At 69.0% G+C, this 18,540-nt stretch carries 17 protein-coding genes; 12 read left to right on the top strand and 5 right to left on the bottom strand.

The window, feature by feature from the left end; all coding sequences use genetic code 11:
* Positions 1-46: 46 nt before the first annotated feature.
* The gene (locus AO501_RS10075; RefSeq protein ID WP_231752428.1) at positions 47-826 is read right to left on the bottom strand and encodes a thioesterase II family protein; all 780 of its coding nucleotides are present in this window, start codon (positions 824-826) and stop codon (positions 47-49) included.
* 222 nt (positions 827-1,048) lie between these two features.
* Between AO501_RS10075 and sepIVA the strand changes: the two genes are divergently transcribed.
* The 11 genes from sepIVA to AO501_RS10020 all read left to right on the top strand — a co-directional run bounded on the left by sepIVA (position 1,049) and on the right by AO501_RS10020 (position 14,371).
* Positions 1,049-1,786, top strand: coding sequence for a cell division protein SepIVA (gene sepIVA / locus AO501_RS10070; RefSeq protein ID WP_055577592.1), 738 nt, complete (start codon positions 1,049-1,051; stop codon positions 1,784-1,786).
* Between the two features lie 53 nt (positions 1,787-1,839).
* Positions 1,840-2,436, top strand: a complete 597-nt coding sequence (locus tag AO501_RS10065; protein ID WP_082658524.1) for a YceD family protein — start codon at positions 1,840-1,842, stop codon at positions 2,434-2,436.
* Positions 2,433-3,158, top strand: coding sequence for a ribonuclease III (gene rnc, locus AO501_RS10060; protein WP_055577576.1), 726 nt, complete (start codon positions 2,433-2,435; stop codon positions 3,156-3,158). The genes AO501_RS10065 and rnc overlap by 4 nt, the downstream gene beginning before the upstream one ends.
* Before the next feature lie 6 nt (positions 3,159-3,164).
* Positions 3,165-4,037 (top strand): DNA-formamidopyrimidine glycosylase, encoded by an 873-nt coding sequence (gene mutM / locus AO501_RS10055; protein ID WP_055577575.1) that lies wholly within the window; start codon positions 3,165-3,167, stop codon positions 4,035-4,037.
* Between the two features lie 127 nt (positions 4,038-4,164).
* Positions 4,165-4,572, top strand: a complete 408-nt coding sequence (locus AO501_RS10050) for an OsmC family protein (RefSeq protein ID WP_055577574.1) — start codon at positions 4,165-4,167, stop codon at positions 4,570-4,572.
* Positions 4,565-4,840 carry an acylphosphatase gene (locus tag AO501_RS10045; RefSeq protein ID WP_055577573.1) on the top strand — a complete coding sequence of 92 codons (276 nt, stop codon included), beginning with the start codon at positions 4,565-4,567 and terminating at the stop codon, positions 4,838-4,840. Before AO501_RS10050 ends, AO501_RS10045 begins: the two co-directional genes overlap by 8 nt.
* 126 nt (positions 4,841-4,966) lie before the next feature.
* Entirely contained in the window at positions 4,967-8,563 is a 3,597-nt protein-coding gene (gene smc, locus AO501_RS10040; protein ID WP_055577572.1) for a chromosome segregation protein SMC, read from the top strand.
* Between the two features lie 72 nt (positions 8,564-8,635).
* A complete protein-coding gene (gene ftsY, locus AO501_RS10035) occupies positions 8,636-9,955 on the top strand; it encodes a signal recognition particle-docking protein FtsY (protein ID WP_055577590.1) in 1,320 nt (439 codons plus the stop codon).
* Between the two features lie 155 nt (positions 9,956-10,110).
* Positions 10,111-11,517, top strand: a complete 1,407-nt coding sequence (locus tag AO501_RS10030; protein WP_055577571.1) for an ammonium transporter — start codon at positions 10,111-10,113, stop codon at positions 11,515-11,517.
* Positions 11,518-11,519: 2 nt separating this feature from the next.
* Positions 11,520-11,858: a nitrogen regulatory protein P-II gene (gene glnB / locus AO501_RS10025; RefSeq protein WP_055577570.1), complete on the top strand. Its 339-nt coding sequence runs from the start codon at positions 11,520-11,522 to the stop codon at positions 11,856-11,858.
* A gap of 44 nt (positions 11,859-11,902) precedes the next feature.
* A complete protein-coding gene (locus AO501_RS10020; protein WP_082658523.1) occupies positions 11,903-14,371 on the top strand; it encodes a [protein-PII] uridylyltransferase in 2,469 nt (822 codons plus the stop codon).
* Here AO501_RS10020 and AO501_RS10015 read toward each other — a convergent pair.
* The 3 genes from AO501_RS10015 to AO501_RS10005 all read right to left on the bottom strand — a co-directional run bounded on the left by AO501_RS10015 (position 14,368) and on the right by AO501_RS10005 (position 17,953).
* Complete coding sequence (locus AO501_RS10015; RefSeq protein WP_055577588.1) at positions 14,368-16,074, bottom strand: DEAD/DEAH box helicase; 1,707 nt, start codon at positions 16,072-16,074, stop codon at positions 14,368-14,370. The genes AO501_RS10020 and AO501_RS10015 overlap by 4 nt on opposite strands.
* 116 nt (positions 16,075-16,190) lie before the next feature.
* Positions 16,191-16,967, bottom strand: coding sequence for an alpha/beta hydrolase (locus AO501_RS10010; RefSeq protein WP_055577569.1), 777 nt, complete (start codon positions 16,965-16,967; stop codon positions 16,191-16,193).
* Positions 16,967-17,953 (bottom strand): hypothetical protein, encoded by a 987-nt coding sequence (locus AO501_RS10005; RefSeq protein ID WP_156452447.1) that lies wholly within the window; start codon positions 17,951-17,953, stop codon positions 16,967-16,969. Before AO501_RS10005 ends, AO501_RS10010 begins: the two co-directional genes overlap by 1 nt.
* Before the next feature lie 3 nt (positions 17,954-17,956).
* On the opposite strand from AO501_RS10005, the gene AO501_RS10000 reads away from it, so the two are divergent.
* Positions 17,957-18,280 (top strand): hypothetical protein, encoded by a 324-nt coding sequence (locus tag AO501_RS10000; protein WP_055577567.1) that lies wholly within the window; start codon positions 17,957-17,959, stop codon positions 18,278-18,280.
* Here AO501_RS10000 and AO501_RS35390 read toward each other — a convergent pair.
* Positions 18,270-18,509, bottom strand: a complete 240-nt coding sequence (locus tag AO501_RS35390; protein ID WP_156452446.1) for a hypothetical protein — start codon at positions 18,507-18,509, stop codon at positions 18,270-18,272. The genes AO501_RS10000 and AO501_RS35390 overlap by 11 nt on opposite strands.
* Between the last annotated feature and the right edge of the window lie 31 nt (positions 18,510-18,540).

Raw genomic sequence — 18,540 nt, 5'->3', positions numbered from 1 at the left:
GCCGGGACCAGCGTCAGCGCCGGCCGACGCCGGCAACCGGCGAAACTCAGTCAGCCCACTCCAGGGTCCTGGTCTCGATGTCGTTGACCAGTTCCGGCAAATTGTTGTTCAGGTAGAAGTGATCGCCAGTTAACACTCGCAAGGCGAACTCGGAGGTGGTTCGGTCGCCCCACGGCGCCATGTCGTCCCGGGTCGCGATCCAGTCCTTGTCCCCGATGTATGCGTAGATGGGACACGCCAGCCTCGTCTCCGGTGGGCTGTCGTAACCGGCGATGGCACGTGCCGCCCGCAGGGTCGGCAGCACGCCAACCAGAAACTCCTCGTCGTTGAAGAATTCCGGATTCATCCCGGTCATCTGCGCGACCAGGTTCAACATCTCGCTATCGGACATCCCTTTGATCTGTTTGTAGCGAATGTGTCCGGGCGCCGAACAGGCCGACACAAAAAAAGCGAGCACGTTATAGCCGGCCGACTGGAAGCGCAACGCGACCTCGAATGCCAACATTCCACCCATGCTGTGTCCGAAGAAGGCGACCGGAACATCGGGCCGGGCGGCCGGCTTCATCATCGCGAAAATTTCGTCGGCGAGGCCGGGAATACTGGACAGCGGTGGCAGTCCCGCTCCGTCCCGTTGGCCGGGATACTGAACGGCGATGCGTTTGATATTGCCCGAAAATTCGCGGGAGAACGGAACGTAATCCTTCGCGGTCCCACCGGCGTGCGGGAAGATATACAGCGTGGGTTTGTCGGAATTCTCACCTTTGTCGGTGTTGGCCGAACTCCCGTGCACCGCGCCAGCATAGCGTGGCTTCGGAAACAAGCGGATCGCTTTCGCGGCGACCGGGACGAGGCCGACCCTCGCCAATGCCCTGCCCCGCCCGGGCCTGCGGCGATAGTCTGGTGGGCAAACCATGTGAATACGGAGCGTCTGCGGCCGGCGGGGCCGGGTCGGCGAAAATTGAGGCCGACACACCGGCGTCATCACCACTGTCACAGACGTAACACCAGGCACACTGGTAACAACAAATAACGCCAGGAGGGTATGGCCGTGTACCGAGTCTTTGAAGCGCTGGACGAGTTGAGCGCCATTGTCGAAGAAGCCCGTGGCGTGCCCATGACGGCGGGCTGCGTTGTGCCACGCGGCGATGTGCTGGAGCTGATCGACGACATCAAGGACGCGATCCCCGGCGAACTCGACGATGCCCAGGACGTGCTGGACGCGCGTGATTCGATGCTGCACGACGCGAAGTCGCACGCCGACTCGATGGTGTCCTCGGCGACGACCGAGTCCGAGTCGATGATCAACCATGCCCGCGCCGAGGCCGACCGGTTGCTGTCCGACGCGAAGGCCCAAGCCGACCGGATGGTCAGTGAGGCGCGTCAGCACAGTGAGCGGATGGTCGGCGAGGCGCGCGAAGAGGCCATGCGCATCGCGGCCTCGGCGAAGCGGGAGTACGAGGCCAGCGTCAGCCGCGCCAAGACCGAATGCGACCGGCTGATCGAGAACGGCAACATCTCCTATGAGAAGGCCGTGCAGGAAGGCATCAAGGAACAGCAGCGGTTGATATCGCAGAACGAGGTGGTTCAGGCCGCCCATGCCGAATCCACCCGGCTCATCGACACGGCACACGCCGAGGCCGACCGGTTGCGCGGCGAATGCGACATCTACGTCGACAACAAGCTGGCCGAATTCGAGGAGTTCCTCAACGGCACGCTGCGCTCGGTCGGTCGGGGCCGTCACCAGCTGCGCACCGCAGCGGGCACGCACGACTACGTAACCCGGTAGTCCGCGGCGCCATAAGCAGTAGACCTGCGGGCTGCGCGCCGTAGGATTCCCGTATGGCAAGGCAGCACGGCCACACGGCGCAGCGACGCGCTCTCACCCCGTTGACCATCGACGTCGCCCGGTTGGGACGACGGCCGGGTTCCATGTTCGAGATCCATGACACCGTGGACAGTCCGTCGCGCATCGGGGTGGAGTTGATCGCCATCCAGCCCGGCGCGCCGCTGGACCTGGATCTGCGGGTGGAATCGGTGTCCGAAGGCGTGCTGGTGACGGGCACGGTGGAAGCGCCGACCGAAGGCGAGTGCTCCCGCTGCCTGTCACCGATCAAGGGCCGGGTGCAGGTGGGGCTGACGGAGCTGTTCGCCTATCCGGACAGTGCCACCGAGGCCACCACCGAGGAAGACGAGGTGGGTCACGTCGTCGATCAGATGGTCAACCTCGAGCAGCCCATCATCGACGCCGTCGGGCTCGAATTGCCCTTCTCTCCGGTGTGTTCGCCGGATTGCCCGGGGTTGTGTCCGCAGTGCGGGGTTTCCCTTTCTGCCGAGCCCGGACACCGGCATGAGCAGATCGACCCGAGGTGGGCCAAGCTGGCCGGGATGCTGCCGGAACAGAACGACGGGGACACCGAAGAGCGGGGTGAGCCGTGAGCCCGTCGCCACAGACACTGCTTGATGCGCTCGGTGTCGACCTGCCCGAGGAACTGCTTTCGCTGGCGTTGACGCACCGCAGCTACGCCTACGAGAACGGCGGGCTGCCCACCAACGAGCGCTTGGAGTTCCTGGGCGACGCGGTGCTGGGGCTGACCGTCACCGACGAGCTGTACCACCGGCATCCGGACCGTTCCGAGGGCGACCTGGCCAAACTTCGGGCCAGCGTCGTGAACACGCATGCGCTCGCCGACGTCGCGCGCAGCCTCACCGACGAGGGACTGGGCGCACACGTGCTGCTGGGCCGCGGTGAGGCGAACACCGGTGGCGCCGACAAGTCCAGCATCCTGGCCGACGGGATGGAATCGCTGCTGGGTGCGATTTACCTGGAGCACGGCATCGAGGTGGCGCGCGAGACCATCCTGCGGTTGTTCGGCCCGCTGCTGGACGCCGCTCCGACGCTGGGCGCCGGCCTGGACTGGAAGACCAGCCTGCAGGAGCTGACCGCGGCGCGTGCGCTGGGTCCGCCGTCGTACGTGGTGACCTCCACCGGCCCGGACCACGACAAGGAGTTCACCGCCGTCGTGGTGGTGATGGAGACCGAGTACGGGTCCGGGGTGGGGCGCTCCAAGAAAGAAGCCGAGCAGAAGGCGGCCTCGGCGGCGTACAAGGCGCTGGAGGCTTTGGAGGCACTGGACTCTGCGGGGAAGTCGTCCGCGTGAGGTGCGATGCCCGAACTACCTGAAGTCGAGGTGGTGCGGCGCGGCCTGCAGACCCATGTGGTGGGCAAGACGATCACGGGCGTCCGGGTCCACCACCCCCGCGCCGTCCGCCGGCACGAAGCCGGGCCCTCGGACCTCACCGGGCGCCTGCTCGACGCCCGCATCACCGGAACCGACCGGCGCGGTAAGTACCTGTGGCTGACGCTGAGCACCCCGGACACGGGCGAGGCCGAGCCGGACACCGCGCTGGTCGTCCACCTGGGCATGAGCGGCCAGATGTTGCTGGGTGCGGTGCCGCGGGCCGAGCACGTCCGGATCTCTGCGTTGCTCGACGACGGCACGGTGCTGAGTTTCGCCGATCAGCGGACGTTCGGCGGATGGATGCTGGCCGACCTGGTGACCGTGGACGGCAGCGTGGTTCCAGAACCCGTCGCGCACCTGGCCCGGGATCCGCTCGATCCGCGGTTCGACGCCCAAGCGGTGGTCGAGGTGTTGCGGCGCAAGTATTCCGAGATCAAACGGCAGCTGCTGGACCAGCAGGTGGTGTCGGGAATCGGCAACATATACGCCGATGAGGCGCTGTGGCGGGCCAAGGTCAACGGCGCGCGGGTCGCCGCCACACTGTCCCGCCCCAAGCTGACGTCCGTGCTCGATGCCGCCGCCGAGGTGATGCGCGAGGCGCTGGCAAAGGGCGGTACATCGTTCGATTCGCTGTACGTCAATGTCAACGGCGAATCGGGCTACTTCGACCGTTCGCTGGACGCTTACGGCCGCGAGGGCGAGAACTGCCGGCGGTGCGGAGCGGTGATGCGCCGGGAGAAGTTCATGAACCGCTCGTCGTTCTACTGTCCGCGGTGCCAGCCGAGGCCGCGGCGTTAGGGAGCGGCCCGGCCGCCGCCCTTCAGCGCGGTGAGCGTGCGCGTGTTGCCGCAGACACGCCGCTGCGGCCGGCATTTCGCGGACGCTCGCGACGGGTCAAACCACATCACCCAGTAAAAAGGGAGCCATGACGGAACTGTGGGTGGAGCGCACGGGCACACGCCGGTACACCGGGCACAGCTCGCGAGGAGCACAGGTACTGGTCGGCAGCGAGGACGTCGACGGCGTGTTCACTCCCGGGGAGCTGATGAAGATCGCACTGGCCGCCTGCAGCGGCATGTCCAGCGATCAGCCGCTGGCCCGCCGCCTCGGCGACGACTACCGGGCGGTGGTCAAAGTGTCCGGTGCCGCTGACCGGGACAACGAGACCTACCCCCTGCTCGAGGAGAAGCTCGAACTGGATCTCTCGGGTCTCACCGAGCAGGAGAAGGAGCGCCTGGTCACCGTCGTCAACCGGGCCATCGACGCGGTCTGCACCGTCGGGCGCACGCTGAAATCGGGCACCACCGTGACATTCGAGGTGGTCGATGCCTGAGGTGCGGTTGACCGCCTGGGTGCACGGCCATGTCCAGGGCGTGGGATTTCGCTGGTGGACCCGCTGCCGGGCGCTGGAGCAGGGCCTGACCGGATACGCGGCCAACCAGGCGGACGGCCGCGTGCTGGTGGTGGCCAACGGCCCGCGCGAGGGCGGCGAGCGGCTCCTCGAGCTACTGCGCGGTGACAGCACGCCGGGCCGGGTCGACAAGGTGGTTGCCGACTGGTCGGAGCCGACGGAGCAGTTCAGCGGTTTCGTCGAGCGATAGCCGGGCTGGTGCCCATGGTGTCAGAGCGACTCGATGGGCCAGCGGTGTGAAAGTGGCCCGATCACCCACCGCTGACACGCCCCGAGCGAGCAGGGCCGCGGGCGCGCAGCGGTAATCTGGCCCCTCGTGTACCTCAAGAGTCTGACGCTGAAGGGCTTCAAGTCCTTCGCCGCGCCAACGACTCTGCGTTTCGAGCCGGGCATCACCGCCGTCGTCGGGCCCAACGGATCGGGCAAGTCCAACGTGGTCGACGCGCTGGCCTGGGTGATGGGGGAGCAGGGGGCCAAGACCCTGCGCGGCGGGAAGATGGAAGACGTCATCTTCGCCGGGACCTCCTCGCGCGCGCCGCTGGGCCGCGCCGAGGTCACCGTCACCATCGACAACTCCGACAACGCGCTGCCGATCGACTACTCCGAGGTCTCGATCACCCGCCGGATGTTCCGCGACGGCGCCAGCGAGTACGAAATCAACGGCAGCAGTTGCCGTTTGATGGATGTGCAGGAGCTCTTGAGCGACTCCGGCATCGGCCGGGAGATGCACGTGATCGTCGGCCAGGGCAAGCTGGACGAGATCCTGCAGTCGCGCCCCGAGGACCGTCGGGCCTTCATCGAAGAGGCCGCCGGCGTGCTCAAGCACCGCAAGCGCAAGGAAAAGGCGCTGCGCAAACTCGACGCGATGGCCGCGAACCTGGCGCGCCTGTCCGATCTGACCACCGAGTTGCGGCGCCAGCTCAAACCGCTCGGCCGCCAGGCCGAGGTGGCTCGCCGGGCCCAGACCATCCAGGCCGATCTGCGCGACGCCCGCCTGCGGCTGGCCGCCGACGACCTGGTCAACCGCCGCTCCGAGCGGCAGGCGATCTTCGACACCGAGACCACGATGCGGCGCGAGCACGACGAGGCCGCCGCCCGGCTCTCGGTGGCGTCCGAGGAGCTGGCCGCGCACGAGGCGTCGCTGGCCGAGTTGTCTCAACGCGCCGAAGCGGTCCAGCAGACCTGGTTCCGGCTGTCGGCCCTGGCCGAACGGGTCGGCGCGACGGTGCGCATCGCCAGCGAACGTGCCCACCATCTCGACGTCGAGCCGTCACGGACCAGCGACACCGACCCCGATGCGCTGGAAGCCGAGGCCGAGCAGGTGGCGCTCTTCGAGGAGCAGCTGCTGGCCGAGCTGGCCGAAGCCCGGACCCGGTTGGATGCCGCCCGTGCCGAGCTGGCCGAGCGGGAGCGCCGTGCGGTGGAGGCCGACAAGGCGCACCTGGCGGCGGTTCGCGCGGAAGCCGACCGGCGGGAGGGTCTGGCGCGGCTGGCCGGTCAGGTCGAGACGATGCGGGCGCGGGTCGAGTCGATCGACGACAGCGTGGCGCGGTTGTCCGAGCGGATCGAACACGCCGCCGCCCGGGTGGAGCACACCCGCGCCGAGTTCGAGGGCGTGCAGAGCCGGGTCGGGGAACTGGACCAGGGTGAGGTCGGCCTCGACGAGCACCACGAGCGGACGGTGGCCGCGCTGCGGCTGACCGACGAACGGGTCACCGAACTGCAGGCCGCCGAACGTGCCGCCGAACGCCAGGTTGCGTCGCTGCGGGCTCGCATCGACGCGCTGTCGGTGAGCCTGGAACGCAAGGACGGCACCGCGTGGCTCGCCCGGAACCACAGCGCCGCAGGGCTTTTCGGTTCGGTCGCGGAACTGGTCAAGGTGCGGCCGGGTTATGAGGCTGCGCTGGCGACGGTACTGGGGTCGGCGGCCGACGGGCTGGCGGTCGACAGTCTGGGCGCCGCGCGCACCGCAGTCGCCGCGCTCAAACAGGCCGACGGCGGCCGCGCGGCGCTGGTGCTGGGCGACTGGCCGGCGCCGCCGCACCCGGCGATCGGTCTGCCGGGTGGCGCGGTGTGGGCGCTGGACCTGATCGAGACGCCGCCGCGGTTGCGCGGGGCGATGGTGGCCATGCTCTCCGGCGTTGCGGTCGTCGACGAACTGGGCGCGGCACTGGAGCTGGTCACCAACCATCCTCAGCTGCGGGCGGTGACACTCGACGGCGACCTGGTGGGTGCGGGCTGGGTGAGCGGCGGCTCCGACCGCAAGGTGTCGACGCTGGAGATCGCCTCGGAGATCGAGAAGGCGCGCGACGAGTTGGCGGCCGCGGAGTCGCAGGTAGCGCAGCTCAGTGCCGCGCTGTCCGGCGCGTTGACCGAGCAGTCCGCCCGCCAGGATGCCGCCGAGCACGCACTGGCCGCTCTCAACGAGTCCGACACGGCGATCTCGGCGATGTACGACCAGCTCGGCCGGCTGGGGCAGGAGGCCAGAACGGCCGAGGAGGAGTGGAACAGGCTGCTGGCCCAGCGCGAGGAGCTGGAAGCCGGCCGGACCCGGACACTCGAGGAGGTCGTCGAACTCGAGACCCGGCTGCGCAACGCGCAGGAGACCGAGCACGTCGAGCAGGCCGAGCCGGTGGACCGGCAGGAGATCGCGGCTGCGGCGGACGCGGCACGCAGCTTCGAGGTCGAGGCCCGGCTGACCGTGCGCACCGCCGAGGAGCGCGCCAACGCGGTGCGGGGACGAGCCGATTCGCTGCGCCGCGCGGCGGCGGCCGAGCGCGAGGCGCGGATCAGGGCCGAGCAAGCGGCGGCCGCCCGGCTGCGCGCCGCGGCGGTGGCGGCGGCGGTGGCCGAGTCCGGGCGGCTGCTGGCCCGGCGGCTCAGCCGCGTCGTCGATGCCGCTTCGCTGATGCGTGACGGGCTGGCTGCCGAGCGGCAGCAGCGGTCCACGGCCCTGACGGCGGTACGGGAAGAGACGAACCTGCTGAGCGCGCGGGTGGCCGCACTCACCGATTCGCTGCACCGCGACGAGGTGGCCAACGCGCAGGCGGCGCTGCGGATCGAGCAGCTCGAGCAGATGGTGCTCGAGCAGTTCGGGATGGCGCCGGCCGACCTGATCGCCGAATACGGCCCGGACGTCCCGCTGCCGCCGACCGACCTGGAGATGGCCGAGTTCGAGCAGGCCAGGGAGCGGGGGGAGCAGGTGGTGGCCCCCGCTCCGATGCCGTTCGACCGCACGTCCCAGGAGCGCCGGGCCAAACGGGCCGAGCGTGAGCTCAACGAGCTCGGCAGGGTCAACCCGCTCGCCCTCGAGGAGTTTGCCGCGCTGGAGGAGCGGTACAACTTCCTGTCCACCCAGCTCGAGGACGTGAAGGCGGCCCGCAAGGATCTGCTGGACGTGGTCGCCGACGTCGACGCCCGGATCCTGCAGGTGTTCAGCGAGGCATTCGTCGACGTCGAGCGGGAATTCCAGATAGTGTTCACCGCCCTGTTCCCCGGCGGCGAGGGCCGGCTGCGGCTGACCCAGCCCGACGACATGCTCACCACCGGGATCGAGGTCGAGGCCCGCCCGCCCGGCAAGAAGGTCACCCGGTTGTCTTTGCTGTCCGGCGGCGAGAAGGCGCTGACCGCGGTGGCCATGCTGGTCGCCATCTTCCGGGCCCGCCCGTCGCCGTTCTACATCATGGACGAGGTTGAGGCGGCGCTCGACGACACCAACCTGCGCCGGCTGATCAGCCTGTTCGAGATGCTGCGGGACCGGTCGCAGCTGATCATCATCACCCACCAGAAGCCGACCATGGAGGTGGCCGACGCGCTGTACGGCGTGACGATGCAGGGCGACGGGATCACCGCCGTCATCTCGCAGCGCATCCGCGGTCAGCAGGTGGACCGGCTGGTGGCCAACTCTTCGTAGGTTGCCCGTAGCGTGGGGCTAGCTAGTTGGCCAGCCCCTACCGCCCCCATGTTCTGGGAAGGATTCATCAGCGTGTCGCAAGGTCTTTGGATCGCCATCGCGGTCATCGCCGCCCTGGTCATCATCGCCGCGCTGGTCTTCGGCCTGGTGCGCTACCGCAAGCGCCAGATCAAGTTGGCGCCGAAAGCCACGCCCGACGCCATCGACCGCTCCGGGGGTTACACCGCGTCCTCCGGCATCAGCTTCAGCCAGACCCCGACGCTGCAACCAGAGCGGATCGACACCACCGGACTGCCCGCCGTCGGTGACGACGCCACCATTCCGCGCGACGCGCCCAAGCGTCCCATCGCCGAGGTCCACCTTCCCGAACCGACGGTCGAAGAGGTCGCACCCGAGCCGACACCCGAGCCGACACCCGAGCCCGAACCGACACCGGCGCCCGAACCCGAGGCGCCGCAGATCGAAGCGATCGAGCCCACGGAAGGACGACTGGAGCGGCTGCGCGGCCGGCTGGCCCGGTCGCAGAATGCGCTGGGCCGCAGCATGCTGGGCCTGATCGGTGGCGGCGACCTGGACGAGGACTCCTGGCAGGACGTCGAGGACACGCTGCTGGTCGCGGATCTGGGCCCGGTGGTGACCGAAGCGGTGGTATCCCAGCTGCGAACCCGGCTGGCCAGCAGCAATGTCCGTACCGAAGCCGACGCGCGGGCGGTGCTGCGCGACGTGCTGATCAAAGAGCTGCACCCGGAGATGGACCGTTCCATCCGGGCGCTGCCGCACGCCGACCACCCGTCGGTGCTGCTGGTCGTCGGCGTCAACGGCACCGGAAAGACCACCACGGTCGGCAAGCTGGCCCGTGTGCTGGTGGCCGACGGGCGCCGCGTGGTCCTCGGTGCGGCCGACACGTTCCGGGCTGCCGCGGCCGACCAGCTGCAAACCTGGGCCTCACGGGTCGGTGCGGAAGTGGTGCGCGGCGCCGAGGGCGCGGACCCGGCCTCGGTGGCGTTCGACGCCGTCGACAAGGGCATCCAGGCCGGTGCCGACGTCGTCCTTATCGACACCGCGGGCCGGCTGCACACCAAGGTCGGCCTGATGGACGAACTCGGCAAGGTCAAACGCGTGGTTACCCGCCGCGCCGCCGTGGACGAGGTGCTGCTCGTTCTCGATGCCACCATCGGGCAGAACGGGCTGGCTCAGGCCAAGGTGTTCGCCGAGGTTGTCGACATCACTGGCGCGGTACTGACCAAGCTGGACGGAACGGCCAAGGGCGGCATCGTGTTCCGCGTCCAGCAGGAACTGGGCGTGCCGGTGAAGCTGGTCGGGCTGGGCGAGGGCGCCGACGACCTGGCGCCGTTCGAACCGGCGGCATTCGTCGACGCGCTGCTGGGCTGAAAGCTCTTACACAGCAACTTTTACGTTAATCCTGACGAAACACGGCGGCTCCATTGCCGCAACAACTTATGCGCAAGGTTCTCGTCAGGTCACCAGTCATCTTCTGGGGCCCTCCCAACGCTGACTGGAGGTGATAGCGAGTGAGTTTCCCTGTGATGGGCCAGCCCAATACCGGCGATACGGCCTGGATGTTGGCGAGTTCGGCACTCGTGCTGCTGATGACGCCGGGCCTGGCGTTCTTCTACGGCGGCATGGTTCGTGCCAAGAGCGTGCTGAACATGATCATGATGAGCATCAGCGCGATGGGCGTCGTGACGGTGCTGTGGGTGCTTTACGGCTACTCCATGGCATTCGGCAACGACACCGGCAACGTTGTCGGCAGCCCGACCGAATACTGGGGCCTGAAGGGGCTCATCGGGGGCAACTCGGTCGCCGCCGATGCGTCCAAGGGCGTCGCCGCGACGGACATCCCGCTGGCAGGCACCCTGCCGGCCACCGTGTTCGTGGCCTTCCAGTTGATGTTCGCGATCATCACGGTCGCCCTGATCTCCGGCGCGGTCGCCGACCGGCTCAAGTTCAGTGCCTGGCTGGTGTTCTCCGGCCTGTGGGCCACCTTGGTGTACTTCCCGGTCGCGCACTGGGTGTTCGCCTTCGACGGGTTCGCCTCTGAGAAGGGCGGCTGGATCGCCAACAAGCTGCACGCGATCGACTTCGCAGGCGGCACCGCGGTGCACATCAACGCCGGTGTGGCGGGCCTCATGCTGGCGCTCGTCCTGGGCAAGCGCAAGGGCTGGCCGACGACGCTGTTCCGCCCGCACAACCTGCCGTTCGTGATGCTCGGCGCCGGTTTGCTGTGGTTCGGCTGGTACGGGTTCAACGCCGGATCGGCGACCAGCTCGAACGGCGCCGCGGGGTCGACGTTCATCACCACCACGATTGCCACCGCGGCGGCGATGCTCGCCTGGCTCCTCACCGAGCGCATCCGCGACGGCCACGCCACCACCCTGGGTGCCGCCTCGGGCATCGTCGCCGGGCTGGTCGCGATCACGCCGTCCTGCTCGTCGGTGAACGCGCTGGGCGCGCTGGTCATCGGTGTGGTCGCCGGTGTGCTGTGCGCACTGGCCGTGGGGCTGAAGTTCAAGCTCGGCTTCGACGACTCGCTCGACGTGGTCGGCGTGCACCTGGTCGGCGGTCTGGCCGGCACCTTGATGGTCGGTCTGGTGGCCGCACCCGAGAGCGTCGCGATCAACGGCGTGACCGGCGTGTCCAAGGGATTGTTCTACGGCGGCGGAATCGACCAGCTGGAACGCCAGGCAGCGGGCGCATTCGCGGTTCTGGCCTACTCCGGCGTCGTCACGCTGATCCTGGCGCTTATCCTGAAGTACACCATTGGGCTGCGGTTGGGAGCAGAGCAGGAATCGGCGGGCATCGATGAGTCGGAGCACGCTGAAAGCGGCTACGATTTCGCGGTCGCCAGCGGTTCGGTTCTTCCCCGTGCCAGCCTGCCGGACACCCCGAACGGCCTGCAGGCACGAGTGGCCGAGAAAGTTGAGGCGGAATAGAAATGAAGCTGATCACCGCGATCGTCAAGCCGTTCACCCTCGACGACGTCAAGACCAGCCTGGAGGACGCCGGCGTCCTGGGCATGACGGTCAGCGAAATCCAGGGCTATGGGCGGCAGAAGGGCCACACCGAGGTTTACCGGGGCGCTGAGTACTCGGTCGACTTCGTGCCCAAGGTCCGGATCGAGGTCGTCGTCGACGACTCCATCGTCGACAAGGTCGTGGACAGCATCGTCCGGGCGGCGCGAACGGGCAAGATCGGCGACGGCAAGGTGTGGGTCAGCCCCGTGGACACCATCGTGCGGGTACGCACCGGTGAGCGCGGTTCTGACGCCCTGTGAGGTAGACCGACCTTGCTGAAGTCAGGCAGACGGGCCGGCCGGGTGTGACACCGAACCGGTCGGACCCCTCACCCTCGGAATCAGAAGAAACGCAAGCAGGAAGCGCCGTTGCGGCAGTCGATCTGGCTGCCGCACGGCGCCAACTGTTGTCTGACGGACTGCGCGGAATGAAGCCTGCCGAGATGCGGCAGGCGGTGCTTGACCTCCACGAAACCTGGCTCACCGCAAAGGCTTCCGAGATCGGCATCACCGACGACAGCGGCTTCGCGATCGTAGCGGTCGGTGGTCTGGGCCGGCGTGAGCTGCTGCCGTACTCGGACCTCGACCTGGTCCTCGTGCACGACGGCAAGCCGCCCGAAGTGCTGGGGCCGATCGCGGACAAGCTGTGGTATCCGCTGTGGGACGCCAACATTCGGCTGGATCACAGCGTGCGCACGGTGAGCGAGGCGTTAGCCACCGCCAACGCCGATCTCACCGCCGCGCTGGGCATGCTGGAAGCGCGGCACATCGCCGGCGCCGAGGCCCTGTCGAACGAACTGATCGACGGGATCAAACGTCAGTGGCGCAGCGGAATCCGTTCCCGCATGGACGAACTCGTCGAGATGACGCATGCCCGGTGGTTGCGGCTGGGCCGCATCGCCCACCGTGCCGAGCCGGACTTGAAGTCGGGTCGCGGCGGACTGCGCGACGTGCAGCTGCTCAACGCACTGGCCCTGGCGCAACTCATCGACCGCCACGGCATGTCTCGGGCGGACACCGCGGTCGGTTCGCTGGACGACGCCTACCTGACGTTGCTCGACGTCCGCACCGAACTGCATGTGGTGTCCCGCCGGGGCCGCGACCAGCTGCTGGCGCAGTTCGCCGACGAGATCAGCGAGGCGCTGGGGGTCGGTGACCGGTTCGACCTGGCCCGCATGCTGTCCAGTGCCGGGCGAACCATCAGCTTCCATGCGGTCACCGGCCTGCGCACCGCCGTCAACGCGCTGCCCAAGCGCGGCCTCACCGCCCTGATGCGACGGCCCAAGCGGCGACCGCTGGACGAAGGCGTCGTCGAATACGCCGGGGAGATCGTGCTCGCCCGCGACGCCCGCCCCGAGAGCGACCCGGGACTGGTGTTGCGGGTTGCCGCCGCCGCGGCGGATACCGGCGTCCCGATCGGCGCCGCCACCCTGAGCCGGCTGGACAGCGCGCCGCCGCTGCCGACGCCGTGGCCGCGCGAGGCGCTGGACGACCTGCTGGTGGTGCTGCTCGCCGGTCCCACCGCGGTGGCCACCATCGAGGCGCTGGACCGCACCGGGTTGTGGGGCCAGTTGCTGCCCGAGTGGGACGCGATCCGTGACCTGCCGCCGCGCGACGTCTCGCACAAGTGGACCGTCGACCGTCACGTCGTGGAGTGCGCCGTGCATGCGGCGCCGCTGACCACCAATGTGGCGCGACCGGATCTGCTCGCCCTGGGCGCGCTGCTGCACGACATCGGAAAAGGCCGCGGGATGGACCACTGCGTGCTGGGGGCCGACCTGGTGGTTCCGATCGGCCAGCGGCTCGGGTTGTCGCCCGCCGACGTCGACACGATCTCCAAGATGGTGCGTCACCATCTGCTGCTGCCCATCACGGCCACCCGAAGCGACCTGAACGACCCCAAGACCATCGAGGCGGTGTCCGAGGCGCTGGGCGGTGACCCGCAACTGCTCGAGCTCATGCACGCCCTGTCGGAGGCCGACTCCAAGGCCACCGGCCCCGGAGTATGGAGTGACTGGAAGGCCTCACTGGTCGAGGACCTGGTGCGCCGCTGCCGCATGGCGATGGCGGGGGAGGTGCTGCCGCAGGCGGAACCGACTGCGCCACATTACCTTTCGCTGGCCGAGCGGCAGGGCGTGCACGTGGAGCTGCAACCGGGCGACGGCGAACGCCGGTGCGCGGTGATGGTGGCGCCCGACCAGCGCGGGCTGGTGTCCAAGGCCGCCGCCGTGCTGGCGCTGAACTCGCTGCGGGTGCATTCCGCGTCGGTGAACATTCACGAGGGAGTGGTGATCACCGAATTCGTGGTGTCCCCGCTCTTCGGGTCCCCGCCCGCCGCGGACCTGTTGCGGCAGCAGTTCGTCGGCGCCCTGCACGGCGACATCGACGTCTGCGCCATGCTCGAGAAGCGGGACAGCGAGGCCGCCCTGTCGGCCACCGCCCGCGCCGGGGAGGTGCAGGTGGGAGTGCCGGTCACCCGCTCCACCGCGCCGCCGCGCATCCTCTGGCTGGACACCGACACCCCCGGTCAGCTGATTTTGGAAGTCCGCGCCATGGACCGGGTGGGTCTGCTGGCCCTGCTGGCCCGGGCGCTGGAGCGCGCCGAGACCGACATCCTGTGGGCCAAGGTCAACACGTTCGGGTCGACGGCAGCCGACGTGTTCTGCGTGGCGGTGCCGCCCGAACTCAACGCGCGGGCCGCGGTGGAGAAGCACCTGCTGGCCGTGCTGGGCGCCCCGGCGGTCGTTCTGGAGGACGAACCGGTCGGGGACTAGCTCTGCTCGGCGTTGAATTGGCGCACGGCGTCGATGCGTGCCTTGAGCTGATCGCGCGTCGCCGCGGCGATCGGCGGCCCGCCGCAGCGGCGGCGCAGCTCGTTGTGGATCCAGCCGTGCGGCTTGCCGGTGCGGTGGTGAGCGACCGACACCAGGGCGTTGAGTTCGCGGCGCAGCTCCCGCAGTTGCCCGTGGGTGGTCATCGTCGGTGCCGGAATACCGGTTTGTGCGCGTCGCTGCAGCTGCTCGTCCTGGCGCCGATGCAGCAGCGCGCGCATCTGTTCGGCGTCGAGCAGGCCGGGAATGCCCAGGTAATCGGCCTCCTCGTCGCTGCCGGCGGGGGTGGCGGTGCCGAATGAGGAACCGTCGAAGATGACCTGATCCAGCTCGGCGTCGGCGCCCAGCGAGGTGAAGCCCTTCTCTTCGCCGGGTTCGTTCTGGGTCTTGGTGGCCGGGTCCTCGTCGAGCGGGTCGCCCTCGGATTCGCGGTGCGGTTTGCCCAGGACGTGGTTGCGCTGTGCCTCCAGCTCGCTGGCCAGTTGCAGCAGGTTTGGCACCGACGGCAAGAAGATGCTCGCCGTCTCGCCCGCTCGGCGGGATCGCACGAACCGCCCGATCGCCTGGGCGAAGAACAGCGGCGTCGAGGCGCTGGTGGCGTAGATCCCGACCGACAGGCGCGGCACGTCGACCCCTTCGGAGACCATCCGCACGGCGACCAGCCACCGGCTGCTGCTGGCCGAGAACTCCGAGATGCGGGCCGACGACCCAGGGTCGTCGGACAGGACGACGGTGGGCGCCTCGCCGGTCAACTTGGTGAGCAGGGTCGCATAGGCGCGGGCCGCGGTCCGGTCCGAGGCGATGATCATGCCGCCCGCGTCGGGCACATGCTCACGCTTCTGGCGCAGCCGCTGGTCGGCCGCCGCGATCACCGCCGGCATCCATTCGCCGGCCGGGTCCAGGGCGGTGCGCCAGGCCCGCGCGGTCTGCTCGGCCGACAACGGTTCGCCCAGCCGAGCCTCATGCTCCTCGCCGGCGCTGTCCCGCCAGCGGGCCTGCCCCGAGTACGCCATGAACACCACCGGGCGCACCACGCCGTCGGCCAGCGCCTCGGCGTAGCCGTAGGTGTGGTCGGCCTTGGATCGCATCAGGCCGTCGGCGTCGGGTTCGTAGTTCACGAACGGGATCGGACTGTCGTCGCTGCGGAACGGGGTCCCGGTCAGGGCGAGCCGGCGGGTGGCGTCGCCGAAGGCTTCCCGGATCGCGTCACCCCAGGTTTTGGCGTCGCCGCCGTGGTGGATCTCGTCGAAGATGACCAGCGTCTTGCGCTGTTCGGTGCGTACCCGGTGCAGGGTCGGGTGGGCAGCCACCTGGGCGTAGGTGACCACCACGCCGTGGTACTCCGGCGAGGTCTGCGGGTTGGAGTTGGAGAACTTCGGGTCCAGGGAGAGCCCCTGGCGTCCGGCGGCCTGCGCCCACTGGATCTTGAGGTGCTCGGTGGGCACGACGACGGTGAGCTGCTCGACGGCCCGGTGCGCGATCAGCTCGCCGGAGATCCGCAGGGCGAAGGCCGTCTTGCCGGCACCGGGTGTGGCCACGGCCAGGAAGTCCCGCGGCTCGGTTCCCAGGTACTTCACCAGGGCGCGACGCTGCCAGCCACGTAACGAGCGAGTGGTGTCGGCAGGGAAGTGGCTGACCGGCTGCAGCGACACATTCCCCCCATCGAACTCCGGCCCGGCGGCTCGGCCGCGCGCAATGGCGCAGTGGCTGTGAAATCTAGCACGGCAACGCTTTTCGGCGCTGCAACGACGTGGCCCCAGGCTCAGATTGGCTGGTCGCGGGTCTGTAGCCAGTCGTGTATCCGGGAGGCGACGTCGGGCCAGCCGGGTTCGAGCATCATGTTGTGGCCCATCGCGAAGAACTCGGGTTCGGTCCGGTAAGCGGCTGCCGTCGCCCGCACTTCCGCGGTGCTGACGAAGCCGTCCTGCTCGGCGCCCAGGACCAGCATCGGGGTGGTGACCAGTGCCGTCCGGACCCGCCGGATCATCGGGTCGAGCGCGGCCGCACGCAGGCTTTCGGGCCCGGCCTGCGATCTGCAGGCTTCGACGACGGCGTCTGGCGTCTGCGCGCAGAACAGGTAGTCGCGCGCCATTGCCGGCGTGTCGACGAATTCGAGCAACGTGCCGCCGGCGAACGCCCGCAGGGCGATCAGCGGGTGCCGGCGCCACACACGCATCGCCAGTTTGAGAAAGCCCCTCGGGGGTACGGAGCCGACCAGCACGGCGGCGGGCGCGCGACGGGTTTCCAGATACCGCTGCACGGCGAAACCGCCCAGTGAATGGCCGATCAGCACGGGTTGGCCACCCAGCGAATCGGCCACGGCGCGGACGTCGTCGACGTAGTCGGCCATGGAGCATCGGCGCAGCGCCTTGGGAGCGGGACTGGCGCCATGGCCGCGCAGGCTCACCGCCGCCGCGCGATAGCCGGCGTCGGCGAAGTAGTCCAGGAAGTTCTCCCAGCACCACGCCCCGTGCCAGCCGCCGTGCACGAACAGCAGCGGTTGCGCGGTGCGCGAACCCTTCTCGACGACTTCCAGCACTACCGCGCACCCACTGGGACGGCGTCGCTCCGGCTCGTTGCCGTCGCCGCCCCCAGCCCGAGCAGCATGGCCAGCACGACCGGGAACTCGAGGTAGGCGTGATAGCTGGCGAACGCGGAGTACACGGCTTTGCCGGAGGCGTAGTCGGTGACGAACACCACGGCCAGGGCCACACCGACGGCGGCTCCCAGCGTCCATGCCCTTGCGCCGGTCAGCCACGGAGCGCGGACCTCGAACGCCCGGGCCGCGTGGGGCGCGTAGCGGGGGAAGAAACCCACCCAGACGAAGTAGTGCATCGTCTGCAGGAAGGCGAACACGACGAGCAGCCGCACACCGGCCTCGGTCAGCACGGCTGCGGGCGGCGCGCTGGCCGCCACGATTGTCCGCGGATTTCCCGCGAACCCCGCCAGCGAGGAACTCGTCCCGCCCAGGTGGTGGTCGAGCACACCGGACAGCAGTACCGCGGGCACGACCACAACCCACCCGATCTGCACCGATCGGAACCACCGGCGTACCGACGCGGTGGGCAACCTGGCCGCCCACTCCCAGAGGAAGAACAGCGGCACCACGTTGTGCAGATGAGACAGCACGACGAAGTGGTACGCGGGCCAGCTCAGCGAGGCGGCCGTGGCGAGCGCCAGCACCGCCGCCGCCGCGATCAGCGCCGGGCCGCGCAGCCCCGCCACACAGGCCGCGCCGAGCACCGCGTAACCGACGACGATCTCCGCCAGCCGGGCCGGTTCGCCGACGACCATGCCCGCCAGCCGGCACAACACGATCACGGTGATCAGACCCAGTAGCCACCAGAGCAGCCGGCCGGACAGCACCGCCGCGAAACGTCCAGTGACGTAGCGCAATTCCAGCACGTTGTGCAAGACCCCGAACGCCATCAGCCCCAGCACGGTAGTGGCCAGCGGTGCCCTCATCGCGACGGCCAGAGCCACCGCCGCGGCCCCGGCGAACAGCCAGATCACCCGTAAAGTCATCGCGTGTCCCAACTGACCGCTTTCGTTGCCACGGTCGCGGTGGAATCGCTGTGGTACGTCGGCGGACTGGTGGGCATCGTCGGGCTGAGGTGGTGGTGGGCGCTGTTGCTGGCGATCGGTGTCAACGCCGTCACGCATCCGGTGGCGTGGTGGGTATTGGCGCCGGAACCCACCCTGCCGGCGTTGGCGCTGACAGAGTTCGCGGTCACACTCGCCGAGGCGGTTGTGCTGGCGGTCGCCGTCCGGCGTGAACTGGTCACGCTGGCGCTGCTGAGCGTGGGCGCCAACGCCTCGTCGCTGCTCACCGGGCTGCTCCTCAACCGGTAGGCGGGCCCGGCGGAGGCGGCGGCGGCTGTTGCGGCGGCCACCCCGGCGGGGGACCCATCGGAGGCGGGCCCCACTGCGGCGGAGGCGGCTTCGGTCGCCGGGAGCGGCGCACCAGGATCGCGACAACCACGACGGCCGCTAACAGCACGAGCAGCAGCAACACGACCACCAGCAGCACCGGAGACGAAGACGATTTAGCAGGCGCCAGGTCTGCGAGCACAGTGACCACGCGGCAAAACTAACGCCTGCCAAGTTCAAAT

The organism is Mycobacterium gordonae (assembly GCF_001417955.2).
Lineage (GTDB): Bacteria > Actinomycetota > Actinomycetes > Mycobacteriales > Mycobacteriaceae > Mycobacterium > Mycobacterium gordonae_B.
The sequence above is the reverse complement of the archived record's forward strand: the minus strand, read 5'-3'. Positions and strand labels throughout refer to the sequence as shown.